The sequence below is a fragment of the Paeniglutamicibacter terrestris genome (genome assembly GCF_012271785.1).
Classification (GTDB): domain Bacteria; phylum Actinomycetota; class Actinomycetes; order Actinomycetales; family Micrococcaceae; genus Paeniglutamicibacter; species Paeniglutamicibacter terrestris.
The window spans coordinates 871,498-884,782 of the sequence record NZ_JAAWVT010000001.1; the positions used below are offsets into that span (position 1 = coordinate 871,498).

13 protein-coding genes and 1 pseudogene are annotated in these 13,285 nt (G+C 58.7%); 9 read left to right on the forward strand and 5 right to left on the reverse strand.

The window, feature by feature from the left end; genetic code table 11:
* The first annotated feature begins 5 nt into the window (after nucleotides 1–5).
* The 6 genes from HED64_RS03965 (at nucleotide 6) to HED64_RS03990 (ending at nucleotide 5,598) form a co-directional block, all read left to right on the forward strand.
* On the forward strand, nucleotides 6–998 hold the full coding sequence (locus HED64_RS03965; protein WP_168150762.1) for a 2-hydroxyacid dehydrogenase: 993 nt from the start codon (nucleotides 6–8) through the stop codon (nucleotides 996–998).
* A gap of 185 nt (nucleotides 999–1,183) precedes the next feature.
* Entirely contained in the window at nucleotides 1,184–1,636 is a 453-nt protein-coding gene (locus HED64_RS03970; RefSeq protein ID WP_168150763.1) for a vWA domain-containing protein, read from the forward strand.
* Nucleotides 1,633–2,256 (forward strand): DUF2238 domain-containing protein, encoded by a 624-nt coding sequence (locus HED64_RS03975; RefSeq protein WP_168150764.1) that lies wholly within the window; start codon nucleotides 1,633–1,635, stop codon nucleotides 2,254–2,256. The genes HED64_RS03970 and HED64_RS03975 overlap by 4 nt, the downstream gene beginning before the upstream one ends.
* Nucleotides 2,253–2,996, forward strand: a complete 744-nt coding sequence (locus tag HED64_RS03980) for a glycosyltransferase family 2 protein (protein WP_168150765.1) — start codon at nucleotides 2,253–2,255, stop codon at nucleotides 2,994–2,996. Before HED64_RS03975 ends, HED64_RS03980 begins: the two co-directional genes overlap by 4 nt.
* 217 nt (nucleotides 2,997–3,213) lie before the next feature.
* The gene (locus HED64_RS03985; protein WP_132360198.1) at nucleotides 3,214–3,816 is read left to right on the forward strand and encodes an NADPH-dependent FMN reductase; all 603 of its coding nucleotides are present in this window, start codon (nucleotides 3,214–3,216) and stop codon (nucleotides 3,814–3,816) included.
* A gap of 417 nt (nucleotides 3,817–4,233) precedes the next feature.
* On the forward strand, nucleotides 4,234–5,598 hold the full coding sequence (locus tag HED64_RS03990; protein ID WP_245325619.1) for an MFS transporter: 1,365 nt from the start codon (nucleotides 4,234–4,236) through the stop codon (nucleotides 5,596–5,598).
* Nucleotides 5,599–5,648: 50 nt separating this feature from the next.
* Here the strand turns inward: HED64_RS03990 and HED64_RS03995 are convergent, their stop codons facing one another.
* Together HED64_RS03995 and HED64_RS04000 are read right to left on the reverse strand one after the other, a co-directional pair.
* Complete coding sequence (locus tag HED64_RS03995) at nucleotides 5,649–6,683, reverse strand: LLM class flavin-dependent oxidoreductase (RefSeq protein WP_168150766.1); 1,035 nt, start codon at nucleotides 6,681–6,683, stop codon at nucleotides 5,649–5,651.
* Nucleotides 6,680–7,330, reverse strand: coding sequence for an alpha/beta hydrolase (locus HED64_RS04000; RefSeq protein WP_168150767.1), 651 nt, complete (start codon nucleotides 7,328–7,330; stop codon nucleotides 6,680–6,682). Before HED64_RS04000 ends, HED64_RS03995 begins: the two co-directional genes overlap by 4 nt.
* A 157-nt stretch (nucleotides 7,331–7,487) precedes the next feature.
* Here HED64_RS04000 and HED64_RS20240 point away from each other — a divergent pair, with 157 nt between their 5' ends.
* From HED64_RS20240 to HED64_RS20020, 3 genes are all read left to right on the forward strand, one after another.
* Nucleotides 7,488–7,733, forward strand: coding sequence for a MetQ/NlpA family ABC transporter substrate-binding protein (locus HED64_RS20240; RefSeq protein ID WP_425351770.1), 246 nt, complete (start codon nucleotides 7,488–7,490; stop codon nucleotides 7,731–7,733).
* Between the two features lie 101 nt (nucleotides 7,734–7,834).
* Complete coding sequence (locus tag HED64_RS20245; protein WP_168151131.1) at nucleotides 7,835–8,155, forward strand: ATP-binding cassette domain-containing protein; 321 nt, start codon at nucleotides 7,835–7,837, stop codon at nucleotides 8,153–8,155.
* Complete coding sequence (locus HED64_RS20020) at nucleotides 8,140–8,520, forward strand: ATP-binding cassette domain-containing protein (RefSeq protein WP_210149190.1); 381 nt, start codon at nucleotides 8,140–8,142, stop codon at nucleotides 8,518–8,520. Before HED64_RS20245 ends, HED64_RS20020 begins: the two co-directional genes overlap by 16 nt.
* Before the next feature lie 125 nt (nucleotides 8,521–8,645).
* On the opposite strand, the pseudogene HED64_RS04020 reads toward HED64_RS20020, so the two are convergent.
* The 3 genes and pseudogenes from HED64_RS04020 to HED64_RS04030 form a co-directional block, all read right to left on the reverse strand.
* Nucleotides 8,646–9,923 (reverse strand): annotated as a pseudogene (locus tag HED64_RS04020) (ISL3 family transposase).
* Between the two features lie 744 nt (nucleotides 9,924–10,667).
* Complete coding sequence (locus tag HED64_RS04025; RefSeq protein ID WP_168150769.1) at nucleotides 10,668–11,945, reverse strand: protein NO VEIN domain-containing protein; 1,278 nt, start codon at nucleotides 11,943–11,945, stop codon at nucleotides 10,668–10,670.
* 145 nt (nucleotides 11,946–12,090) lie between these two features.
* The gene (locus HED64_RS04030; protein ID WP_168150770.1) at nucleotides 12,091–13,038 is read right to left on the reverse strand and encodes an HNH endonuclease; all 948 of its coding nucleotides are present in this window, start codon (nucleotides 13,036–13,038) and stop codon (nucleotides 12,091–12,093) included.
* Nucleotides 13,039–13,285: the final 247 nt, after the last annotated feature.

Sequence of the window (13,285 nt, forward strand, 5' to 3'; positions counted from 1 at the left end):
GTACCATGCGCATCGTTGTCACCGACCCCATCATTTCTAGGTTCGCCGATCTCTTGCAGGAGACCACTCCCGGTAACGACTGGGAATTTGTCGCCGACCTTTCGCCCGAGGAGCAGTCGGCGGCGATATCCCGGGCCGAAGTGCTGGTGTGTGCCAAACTGAGCCCCGAGGATGCGGCATCCTGCCCCGCGAGGTTGGTCCACATCACCGGTTCCGGTGCCGACCGGGTAGCCGTGGCAAAGCTGCCCGCCGATACGATCGTGACGCGGACTTCGCATCACGAACGCTCGATAGCCGAGCACATCCTGATGGTGGTGTTGGCTCACCAGCGCCGGTTGTTGTCCGTGACCGATCAGATGCGCGCAGGCATTTGGCGTTCGGTGGCTACCGAACCAAGTACGGCCATGCACCGTACGTTGGATGAACTCACGATCGGGTTTGTGGGCCTTGGCGGGATCGGGACCGAGGCGGTGCGCTTGTGCACTTCGCTGGACATGAAGGCCGTTGCCGTGCGCCGAAATCCCGGAAAAACGGCTACTGCCGACACCAATCTCGAATGGGTCAAGACCATGGAGTACCTGCCAGAACTGCTGGCGGTCAGCGACGTGGTGGTGCTGTGCCTGCCGCTCACCGAGGAAACCAAAGGGTTGATGGGAACCAAGCAATTTCAGCTCATGCGCAGCGACGCCCTGCTAGTCAATGTTTCCCGCGGGGCGATCATTGATGAGCAGGCACTGTATTCGGCGCTTCAGGAAGGGACCATTGGTGGGGCCGCCCTGGACGTTTGGTGGGATGCCCCCAACGGGACCGATGCACCCGAATCGGTGGCGCGCTTCGCCCCACTCTCCAATGTCATCGCCACCCCACACTATTCCGGCCACGCCCTCCAGACCTTCGTGCGTCGCGCGACAGAAATCGCGCAGAACATCAACGCCTTCAACGAGGGACGCCCACCAAGCAACACCTTCGACCGCGCCCAGAGTGTGGCACCCTTCTAATCGCTTGCGCTCGCGTAAAGTCACCGGCGGCAAGGCAGGAAGTCTGTCTGAAGCAGGGAGCTCCCCCGGCACACTGCAGGAAGTGACCCAGGGCTGGCGGGCACCACCCTGTGCGATTGGCTGACTTTTGCTACGTGGTGGTTTAAGCTCGCCACGTAGCGAAACCATCGGGGAAGGGACCTTCAATGAGCCAGAATCGTGAAAATCCAAGTTCCGGGCATCTGCCGCCACCGAACACGTCGAAGGAAACCATCGATGCATTGGGAAAACTCTCCGAAGCCCTCGAAGTCGTGGAAGATGCCCGTGGAAGTCTGTATCGGTTTCATCGTCTGACAGGCAGGGCAGACCTGGCACTGGGCGAAGCCGTGGACATGTTCAAGGAAGCAGGATACGAAGATATCGCCCGCAAATTGCAGGACACCATGGTGGGGCGCAATGTCTTGGAAGGACGATGGACCTTCCAGGTCATGGAGGAATACGACGATGGGTACTACAAAGATTTCAAGACTCTGGAAGAAGAGATTCGCCAACAGCTCGTCGAGGGTCGTCGTCACCTTTTTGAGGCGCAAATGAAGGAAGATCGCCGAACTCACGGGCAACGCCATCACGAGGCCAGTCCAACGGAGGAACCATTGTGAGTAGGTTACCCGCTGCCATTAACCCGAGGGTTTGTCTGCTGCTCGTCAAGGAACCGGCAAGCGCGTACGAGCAAATCTTCGTTCCACACCTCGGAGATGCCTTGAGGTTGGTTGCCCTGTTGGCCATTCCCGCGGCGTGGATCGTTTCGGGTCCGCTCTCGGCACTGACGATGCTGCTGGTGTCCGGCGGGACGTGGGCATTGCGCTACTACTCCCGGACTCGGAGTGAGGATCTCGCGGGCCAGATCGTGTTGCTTCTCGGTGGGGCGTTCAGCGTGCTGGGCACCTACAAGGTAGTCGAATGGTTGGATCTGTTAGTCCACTTGCTGATGCTCGCGGTCTTGACCAAGACGCTCGCCAACATGCTGGTCCATCATGCGATGTTGCCGGATGCCTCAACCCGGCGCCAGGCAGCAGGAATTCTGGTGGCCTTGACGGGATTGGGAGTCCTGCTCGCCGTGCTTTGGGAAATCGGCGAATGGGCTGGCCACACCTTCATCAACCCGGACGTCGGAGTCGGTTATGAAGACACGCTCGGGGATTTGGTCGCTGGCACCTTGGGGTCGCTAATCGCCGCATTCTGGTTCCACGGCTCGTCCCGTTGCAGCAGGGCATCATGAGTACACTCAGCGTGGTGGTCCCAGTACTCAACGATGCTCAGCATCTGCGAGTACTCCTCGACCTGCTGGCCCGGCAATCAAAGACACCGGACGAAATCATCGTCGTCGACAACGGATCAACCGACGATTCCGTGTTCTGGGCCCAGGCCGCGGGCGCAAGAGTGATCCACCAACCGCTACCCGGAATCATGGCGGCTGCCGCTGCAGGCTACGAGGCGGCGACGGGCGATCTCATCATCCGTTGCGACGCCGATACGCGGCCGCCAAGCGACTGGCTGCGCCGGATCGACGAACATTTCACGCGTAGCGGCGAACTGGATGCGTTGACAGGTCCCGGTCGTTTCTATGATCTGCCTAGCCTCATCAGTGTAATGGCCTCGTTCTTCTATGCTTCGGCATATTTCCTGGGTATCGGCGGAGCCGTCGCCCGTGTGCCGCTCTGGGGGTCCAATATGGCGTTCCGCCGCGAAATCTGGCCGGCGGTGAGCGAGCAACTGGATTTGGGGAACCTGAATCTTCATGATGACTTGGAGTTCACCTGCAAACTCGAACCCGGCGCGATCACAAGATTCGATAGGAAGCTGCGGGTTGGAGCCGCCGGACGGATTTTCTCCAGAAAGGGCGGTCTCCGTGATTCCGTTGGCGTGGCGCTGCGGACCTTGGAACTCAACGGCGCTGCGGCAGGGGTGTGGCGACGCTGGCACCAGAAGCTTGGTTCCGGGCGACTTGAGACGCGGTGAAGGATTCCTGCTTGTGCTCCGCGGACGGGTCCCGGAGCATTTAATCCAAGGGTCGGACAGCTGACGGCGGCCATTCGAATCCGCGAATCGGTGAATGCCGCCAAATCGTATGGCACCAGCGTCCGGGAAAGGTACACATGCAGCAGGCGTGCGCGTTCACCCGATACTGGGCCAGTAGCTATGGACGATGCCGTGGCCCCCATGTTGGACTGTCCCCATGACTAACTACAACATTGGTTACATCGTCGGTTCCCTGTCCACCGGATCCATCAACCGCACCCTCTCCCAGGCGTTGATCAAGCTGGCTCCGGACAACCTTCAATTCACCGAGATCTCTATCAAGGATCTCCCGTTGTACAACTACGATTTTGACGCCAGCTACCCTCCGGAGGGCACGGCATTCAAGACGGCCGTCGAGGCTTCGGACGGTTTGTTGATCATCTCCCCCGAATACAACCGCTCCATCCCTGGCGCCCTGAAAAACGCCATCGACTGGGGATCGCGCCCCTGGGGCACCAATTCATTCGCCCGCAAGCCAACCGGCATCATTGGCGCATCCCCCGGGGCCATCGGCACCGCGGTCATGCAGTCCTCCATGCGCAGCGTACTCAGCTTCTTGGACGCCCCGCAGCTGAACTCTCCCGAGGGTTACATCGCCTTCAAGCCCGAGATCTTTGACGCCGAAGGCAATGTATCAGACAGCGGGACGGCAGACTTCCTCGGTCACTACATGAGCGAATTCGGCGCCTTCGTCGCCCGCGTCCTGGACGCCAACGCCGAGGGCCACATCGGCGATGCGGAGCCGGTTCAGGCGCCATAACAGCAGTAATCATCTCAAGGTGGGGGGTGCGATTCATCAATCCCCCACCTCTGTATTTCCGCGATGAGTCCCCGTGAGAATTCGCGGCCCCGCCCCGGCGCGCACTACGTCGATAGATTCTCGCTCCAAAGAGGTCCTGAAAGAATATTTCTACTTTCTGAAGTTGGAATAGGGCAAGAATCAGCAAGCACATTTCGACGGTTTCCTTCTAAGCTAGCGGTACGTTCCCCGCAGCAAAGAGAATCGAACGTTGATCCCCGGGTCAGTGTCGGATTTATCGCGATGTCCATTGGAGCGTGCTGTCTGGGGACCCGGAAGAGACCCGGTTCCACCGGAGCCGCACGACATACTTCGACGAACTGTTCCAGATGCGTAAGCGTTGAATGACCGCCCGCCCTTGCGAGAAAGCCAGAACCGTTGACACTGCCTTCACCACCAGCTGATCCCACCGGCAACGCTGTGCCAAGCAAAACTCCTCTCATCCATCGGGCCTGGCTCGTGGCCGCGGTGACGGTGCTTGCCCTCGTGGCGGCGGCTGCCTTCCGTTCCACCACCGGCGCGTTTTTTGAACCGCTGGAAACCGAATTCGGCTGGACCCGCTCGCAGCTTTCCACCGCGGTGACCATCAACTTGGTGGTCTACGGCTTGGTAGCCCCCTTTGCCGCGACCCTGCTGGAACGCTTCTCCGCTCGTTTTGTTGCGGCAACGGCGTTGGTCCTCGTCTCGGCGGGAGCCGGCCTGGCCATCTTCATTACCCAGATCTGGCAGTTATGGCTGTTGTGGGGCGGGCTGGTGGGTATTGGAACCGGCGCCATTGCTCTAGTCTTTGGTGCTGTGGTGGCGAACCGCTGGTTCGTTCATCGACGTGGTCTGGTGATGGGAATCTTCTCCGCGGCCAATGCCTGCGGACAATTGATCTTCCTTCCCACCATCGTCCAGCTCAGTGGTCACCACGGATGGCGTATCGCCTCGTTGCTGGTGGCCGGGTTTGCGCTTTTGATCGTCCCGCTGTTGTTCTGGCCCTTTGCCAATAGTCCCGCCGAGGCCAAGACCACCGCTTATGGGGCGACCAAAGAAACCGTAACGCAGCAACCCACGACAAAACCGCGGCCCTCCAGCGGCGCCATGGCCGAGACTGTGGGCGTATTGCGTCACGCCATGAGGTTTCGGGCCTTCTGGATTTTGGCGTTCACGTTCTGGATCTGCGGCTGGTCAACCAACGGCCTGATCCAAACCCATTTCATTCCCGCGTCTCACGACCACGGTATGCCGGCCACCACTGCGTCGGGGCTTCTGGCCTTGATTGGTGTTTTTGACATCATTGGCACGATTGCCTCGGGGTGGCTGACCGACCGGGTTCGTCCGTGGCTGCTGTTGGTCTTTTACTACGGGTTACGCGGGATATCGCTGCTGACGGTGCACTCGTTGCTCGGCCCCACGGTGGAGCCGGTGTTGTGGATTTTCATTCTGTTTTATGGCTTGGATTGGGTGGCCACCGTTCCGCCCACGGTGGTTCTCTGCCGCGAATACTTCGGTCCGGTGCGAGCATCGGTGGTCTTTGGCTGGGTCTTCGCGTTCCACATGGTCGGTGCCGGAGTTGGCGCGCTGACGGCGGGAATCGGTCGAGACATTTCGGGCAGCTACCTGATTGCGTGGATCACCGCCGCGGTTCTCTGCTTCCTCGCCGCGGGAAGCCTGTTCTTCATGCCCGGATCGCGCAAGGCGGTTGAGGCAGCACCGGAGATTATCCCCGATGAGCTGGGTTCTTCGCGCGTGGAGTGACGGTGCGGAACGAGGCTGGCCCGCACGGGCCGGCCTCGTTCTAAGTGCCGTTAGTGTTGCAGTGCGGCTCGGACCGCGGGCAGCACCTCGGTAGCCAGCAACTCGATCGAGCGCAGCGTTTGTGTCTGCGACAAACCTCCCAGGCCTACCTGGGCAAGGAAACGGGTGTGGCCGAGGATTTCGTGCTCCCAGAGAATCTTCTCCACGATTTCCCCCGGGCTTCCGGCGAACAAGGCACCACGCGCTGAGGCCCACGCGTCGAAGGCCTCACGGTCCAGCCGGCCGGCACGCGGCATGTTCTGCCCGATATAGGAGCTGTAATGCGGGAAGAACGTGTTCTTTGCTCCCTGGGAGGTTTCCTCGACATAGAAGTGCGAGGTCACCCCGATCTGCCCCGGTTCCCGGCCGGCCGCCGCAGCGGAGCGACGATAGAGTTCGGCCAGCGGCGCGAAGCGCGGCGGGTCCCCGAGGATGGCCAGATAGAGCGGCATTCCTAATTTTCCGGCGCGCACCGCGGATGCTGGTGTTCCGCCGACGGCAGCCCAGATTGGCAGTGATTCCTGCACCGGGCGTGGGAAGACCCCTGCCTCATGCAGTGGCGCGCGGGTGGTGCCGCTGAATGTGACGGGATTTTCGTCGCGGATCTTCAGCAACAGCTCAAGTCGGTCATCGAAGTACTCATCGTACCGCTGCAGATCCTGACCGAAGAGTGGGAAGGACTCCAGGTAGGCGCCGCGTCCCGCGGTGATTTCGGCTCGGCCCCCACTGATCAGATCCAGCGTTGCGAAGTCCTCGAAGACGCGGACCGGGTCGGCACTCGAGAGCACCGTGACCGTGCTGGTCAGCCGGATGTTCGTCGTCTGTGCGGCAGCGGCTGCAAGAACCACCGGTGGTGAGGACACCGCGAAGTCCTCGCGGTGATGCTCCCCCACGCCAAAAACATCCAGGCCGGCCTCGTCGGCAACTCTGGCCCATTCGAGAATGTCGCGCATACGCGTTGCGGCGTCCATCGGTTGACCCTCAGCGTTGCGGGTCAGCTCGCCGAAGGTGAAGATGCCGATCTCGAACGGATTGTCGGCACTCATGCGCCGGCCGACACCTCGGCGCCGAGCTGAGCGGTGATGAAGTCGCGCACGTCGTCGAGTTCTGCGGCGTTGATGCCGTGGGCCAGGCCCGGGTATACCTTCTTGATCAGCGTGGCGTGGGTCGGCAAAAATTCGGTGGTGCGGGTGATCGCAACCGGAGCGATGACCCGGTCTACCGCGCCACGACCCCAGAATACCGCTGGAAGGTTTTCGCGCAGGGATTCGTCGCCCGGCTGGCTTGCGCCGAGAACAAATCCGCCGAGGATCACCGGAGCAATCACTCGCTCGGGGCGGGTGCGCAGCAATTGGCTGGCCATGAGTCCGCCCTGGGAGAAACCGATCGGAACGATACGGGTGGACGGGTCGACATTTTCCTCGATCCAGGCCCAAATGGCCGCCGTAGCTTCCTCGACCGGGGCCGCATCCGGGGCGCCCGGCGTGGTGATCTCAAACCAAGCTGCCCCGCCGTTGCCAAGCTCAAGTGGAGCCCGAAGCGACGCCCAAGGAAGGTCAAGTCCGAGTGCCGGCGCTAGGCCGCTGAGGTCCTGTTCGTTCGAACCGAAGCCGTGCAGGAAGATGACGACCTCGGAGGTAGCCTCACTGGTGGTCCAGCCGGTCGAGCGCACGTCGCGCAGAGTGGGGATCATTCGGGGATCGGTTCCTTTGGCATCAGTGGGGTAAGAGCGTTTGTGGCTCTTCCCTCTACGATACACGATTTAGTTTAAGCTTCAAGCGTTATCGATGGGTTGGCACTCACTCGCCACGAGACTTTACTGCCGGTAGCAGGGTTCCGCACTTGGCAACATGCCGACCGATTGTGGCAATGGTTGTCGCGACTTGCAACCATACTTCAACTATCTGGCTTCGACCGTGGCCTTGCATATTGAACCCTTTGGCGCCTACACCACAAAGTTCAAGGCCTTGGGCGAGGTCGCCGAAGGATCAATCGTTGCGGTCCCGAATGACCTGGTAAACGCGGACGCGCGTTGGTTCTGTTGGAGGAACAAAAAATCATCACGCTCAAGAACCCGAGGAATCACAGTCCAATAAGAAGGACGTCACCGATACCCGGCAGACACGCGGAAGCGTTGACTTCGAGTCCATCAGCAAGGTCCATTCGGTCAAGAAGCGTTCCAGTGGCGCCCCGGTCCATGCGCTTGCGGACAGATCACTGGGGTTGCCGGCTGGCCAAATCATCGGAGCGATCGGGCGCCGACAAATCCACACTGCTTCACACCGTCGACCTCCTGGAGCGCCCCACCTCAGGGCGCATCCTGCTAGACGGAGAGTACATCACGCAGGTACAGGGAAGTGAGCGGAGGGATGCCCGCTGCCGCATCGGCATGGTGTTCCAGCATTTCTCCCTCATGTCATCCAAGACCGTGTGGGAGAACGTGCTTCTGTCGTGGCGCCTGGCCGTCGTTGATGATGCCATCACCGACCAGCGGTTGCGGAATTGTTGGAACTCGTAGGTTTGGAGCATCGGGCATTGGCCTACCCGGCGCAGCCCTCCGGTGGGCAAAAGCAGCGTGTGGGTATTGCCCGCGCGCTGGTCCAGGAACCGGAAACCCTACGCTCCGACGAGGCCACAAGCGCCTTGGACCCGGAGACCATACGCTCCATCCTGGATTTGATGCGCGCCATCAACCGTGAACGCAGAGTCACCATCTTGCTGATCACCCATAAGACGGGCATGATCCAGGAGATCTGCGATCAAGTTGCCGTGATCGACGGTGGAAAAGTTGTTGAGCACGGTCCAGTGTGGTTGGTCTTCAGTAATCCCGAGCACACCACAACGGTGAGCCTATCGGAGTCCTTTAGGCGGAGCTCGCCATGAGAGATCGCGCGGCGCCTCGCCACCGTCCGGCCCTCTGCTGATCATCAGAGTAGAGATACCGAGCAGGGCGAACATCTGATCCTTCGTTTTGAGGCTCTCCGACTTTCGACGTGGTGACCGGGTGTTCAGCACGGCCGGAGGCGTGCCGTGTATAACAATATCCTCCATCGGTAATTCTCGTGATTGACGTAGCCGCGGCCAATTCTTTTCATGTTCTTGGCAGTGAGGTTGGCAGCCTCGCTGCGGGCGTTGGTGAGCCGAGTCAGGCAGAAGGTTTCCAGTTCCGTTTTCCAAGCCGTGAGTGTCCGGAAAAGTGACTTGGCTTCGTGCATGCTGGTGGCCTTCACGGAGGCTTGGAGCTTTTCCCAAGCCGTAGCGAACGAGTCCCGGTCACGAGTTTTTAGAAGGTCTCGGACGTGTTCCTTGATGGCATAGACGACCCCGAGCTCTGCATCCGATGCCAGAACATCTCGGAGTCGATCGGTCTGCTTGTTGGAGAGTTTCTCGATGTTGCAGGCCAGCAGCTTCCGGTACCTGTAGGCCGGGTCGATCATCTTCCCGCGGCGGTCATTGAGGTCATGTGAACGGCGTCGGCGTACCGCGTTGATCATCTGGTTCGCTCTTTGGATGATGTGGAAATGGTCAACAGAAATCCGCACCTCAGGCAAAGAATCACGGATGGCCTTCCGAAATTCTGCGGACATATCCATGGCCACGTACTCGATATTCCGCTTCCACGACGCCGGACGTTGAGCCATCCAGGTAGTCACTGCCTTGCCACGGCGCCCGTCCACCACATCAAGGATCGTTCCGGTGCTCAGGTCCGTGAATACAATTGACCACGGCTCGACCCGCATCATCTTGCCCGTGGTTCCCAGCACGAAACGCACCCTACGGAAACGGTGTTCATCCACGCCCAGCTGGCGCACGAGACGCTGGTCTACGTCTAGGACGATTTGTTCGGTGACTAGGAGCTTGCGCATGACGGTCGGTCAGGAAACGCGGTGGGCTCTGGCGATGCCGGTGATAGCGCGTAGCTCGTGGATGGCCGCTTCAACGATTTCACCCACCAGCCGGGTGGTCAGTCTGGACCGCAACGGAATCTGGTCGGTGACCTGCACGAAGGTCCGCTTGGGACAGGCATCCTCCAGACAGACCAGCCGGCGTTTCTTCACCATCACTTCCAGGCCCTGGCCACCACAGGCTATGTCCTTGACCCGGTGCACGGGTCTGGCCTGGATCCGGCGGGAGAATACTCCGCATTCAGGGCATGGCGCTTCAGGGTTGAGGGGCTCAACCAGCACCGAGCGGGAATCACCAGTTCCTTCAACGCTCAGCACCACATGGTCATCAAGATTAAACAGAGTCGACGCAGCATCAACTGCCCCCGTATTGTTAAACACGGCTCGTAGTCCTTGGTTTTATGAATGTCTAGACAACACCCATAATTCCGTAGGGCTGCGAGCCTTACTCATTTGATGACACCACGCTCAAAGTCCGAGAGCCCGTTTTGATGGAACGCGCGCCGTTGACGTTTCCAAGATTGGTGAGAAGTTGCGGTCGGTCTCCGGTGAACCGTTGCGTCTGGTGGCTTCAAATATCACCCCAGTCCAGGTGCATCCGCAGGGCCACCTGGTCCTCGCTTTGCCGAACGGAGAGGACAGCTCCGCGGTTCGTTTGCTGGCCGCGAACCTCGCCGATACCGCCGAGGTAATCTAGAGGGAAACAGCATCTACCGAGATAAAAACGCCCACGGGCATTTCTTTCGGTCATTTCTAGGTGACGCTGATCGTTGGGGCCAGGGACGATGATGGCGTGTATGTGGTTGATCGACGGTGCGCCTTTCCGGAAATCAGGTCCGGATCCCCCAGACCGATGAGTCTTTGGCCGACCCGAGACTACCTGCCTGTCGCTGATCAATCGTCTTGAGATTCCGGAATCGATCATGGCATAGGAGACCTCGTGTGCCGCGACGATCCATGGTTTCTAACTTCCTCTCAGTCTCCGGCGCGGCGCGCAGGCTAACCGGCGCTTCACTCCGCTTAATGACCTCGACAGCACTTCGAATGATGCCGTCGGGGACGCCCGGAGGTTCCCAGCCAGCGGAGTTTATCTCCGCGGGCTAAGCTTGTAGAGCGTACCCAGCCTCAGGCTATCGGAGGGTCAGAAGGAGTCCAGGTGAATCCAGTTGCCTTCAGTTCAGTCTCATGCGCTGTCCAATCGAAGATCCGAAGTCTGCCAGAAGAATCGTCAAGGGAACCATCTGGATTGAAGAGGATGTCCGAAACAATGCCAATGATGCATTGGCCACGGTTGTCACGAGCAAACCTCACCTCGTTCGGCGTTACAAGAACCTTATTACCAGTGGTCTGTGTTGCTTTGGCTTCGAGGTACAGCGTTGCTGTCCCTTTCGTGGCAACAGCATCGTAGGGATTGCCAATTCTGGTGTCTTGCACCGCCCAGCCGCGATCAATATAGTGCCGCTCAAGCATCTTCTGGCCGTGATCCTCTGCGAGCTTTCGCTTGACCGGATCGTCAGACCAGCTTTGACCTCTTCCAGGCGTACCCGGCGGAGTCGACTGTAACTTGCCGGCGTGCAAGGACCAAGCCCGTTCAACGGTCTGCGCATGGGGGGCTTTCAATTCGGTCCCACTGGAGTTAGGAGTCCATCCGAAACCCGGTGTCAGCGCAAGAAGGTCTTCATGCAACAATGCATGTTGCTCATCAAGAACTGTGTCCCATTCGATGAGGGCGTAGTTTGCTTCGTCTCCACTGTCGTTCCAATGCTCCGCTTGGAAAACTCGGCTCCCTACCAAACCCGAGGCGATAATGCCTCGGATACCGACACCTTGTTGAAGAAGAAAGGCCCTGTCTCCGGGGCGAATCTTGTGAACAGTATTTCCAGTGGACCACCGGTCTTTCACGCGCAGGCCAGAAGCGGTCGATGCAATCAACTGAGCATGGATTCCCGGCTCCCACGACCAAGAAGCTGGATTATAAGTCAGCAGAACTGATCGACGGATCAGCTCTTCAGTCGCCTCACGTACGGTTTCCCGTTCCTTTGCTAAGTACTGAACTGGATTTCGAACCGGCGGCACGGTCGTCCCAACGAGGGCATCTCTGACGCTGTCTCCGAGAGGCAGCACTTCTCCCTTGAGTGCTGTCTTATAACCTGACTTCGATTCAGGGACGGCCACCTGTTCCAAGCCAGTAATCCGCGCAACCACTTGAATCACCCCATCGAAAGATAGCGTGGCAAATTCTTCATCGTCAACCACGTTTGACCGCAGGTTCCAGATTCCTCGGTTCTGTTCCCATAGTTCTTCATCGGTGCGATTACAGTCCCATCCGACCCAGCTTCTGCCCATTGGGTCCCGGGCAGCATCCAATGATGGACGCTCTGTCAGAGTAAAATTGATTGCCATCTGATTCCTTCTGAATTTGTAACTGTCGAGCAGTACCGCTCCGAGAATGAGCTGCCAATGACAAATACCAAATAGCATTGAACGAGCAGAACGTTTGTAACGGGGGCCCAGGGATCCGTCTCACGGAATCCTGGAAGTTCAATGGCTACGCCGGCTTGGCGTGGAGGAACCGTTCGTAGGCGATTTCAAGTAGATCGGCTCTTGGTCGTTCGATTTTCTTCGTCGGCAGCATCATGAGTTTCTGCCCGTGTCTTTCCTTCAAACCGTATTCAAGCATCGGTCCATCAATCTCTTCCAAGAGATCGGGCCGTATTTGAACCACCATATCTGGACGAATTCCGAGGATGGATGAATCGAAAGCGGCGTGGTGTATTTTGCACAGGGCCATGCCATTCACCACGGAAGCAATGCCGAGCTCATGCGAGTCCGGAACGATATGGGCTGCGTCCAAGAGCACCCTATGCGCAAGGTTGCAGACGGCGCATCTGTCTTCGTAAGCCCTCAGAACTGTTGATCTAAATACCGGCTGGTGCAAACGGATCTTTGTCTCACGAGTCAGGAACCGTTTGACGGTTTCCTGTATGACAGTGCTCGCCCCTGCCTCGCGTGGGAAGAAAGCCTCTTCATCGTGCGGGACGATAACGAATCGCTTGAGCTCAGGCTCCTCATCGATCAAATACACCGGGCACACAGCTTGGAACAAGGCTGGGTCCATGCCAACACCGATAAACCAGATCAGCGGAAGATCATTCTCCATTGCGGACTTCAACGCACGGTTTTCAGGCAGGTTGGGGTCGTCTCCTCGCCACATGTAACGGATCAATCCGTCCGACCCCACGGTGTCTTCATACGGTCTCGATTGCCCAGGAGTTCGGTAAACAGTTTGGATCGAGAGCGCAGCCTCAAGCTGACGTGGCTTCCGGATTCCTTGCTGGGTTGCTTGCAGGGCAAATGGCTCACCCTCGAAGCTGAAATCCCGAATTTCAGCTCGAGTCAGCGGGATTGCTCCGTCATCGGTGCGAAATTTAAGCCATTCAATGGCTTCTTCACGTAATCGCCTATCGCGTTCAACGGTCCAAAGACGTCCAGCCATTATTTGCAACCTCCCAAGCCGTTTATCATCGACAGCAAATAGCCTTTCACGTTTTCCTTGATGTCTCGACTGTGACTCGGATTTGTTTTTTTGATTGCCCTGCTAGTTCCGAGCCCTCCAATCGGCTCCGTTACACCATTTCAGGATTCGCGTATGAGTACCGTGGTCGTTTCGGGAATTGACTAGTGCCATCCGCTTTGTGAACCTCTGGCCTACAATCCCAGCCAGATGGAAAGCAGCAGTACAC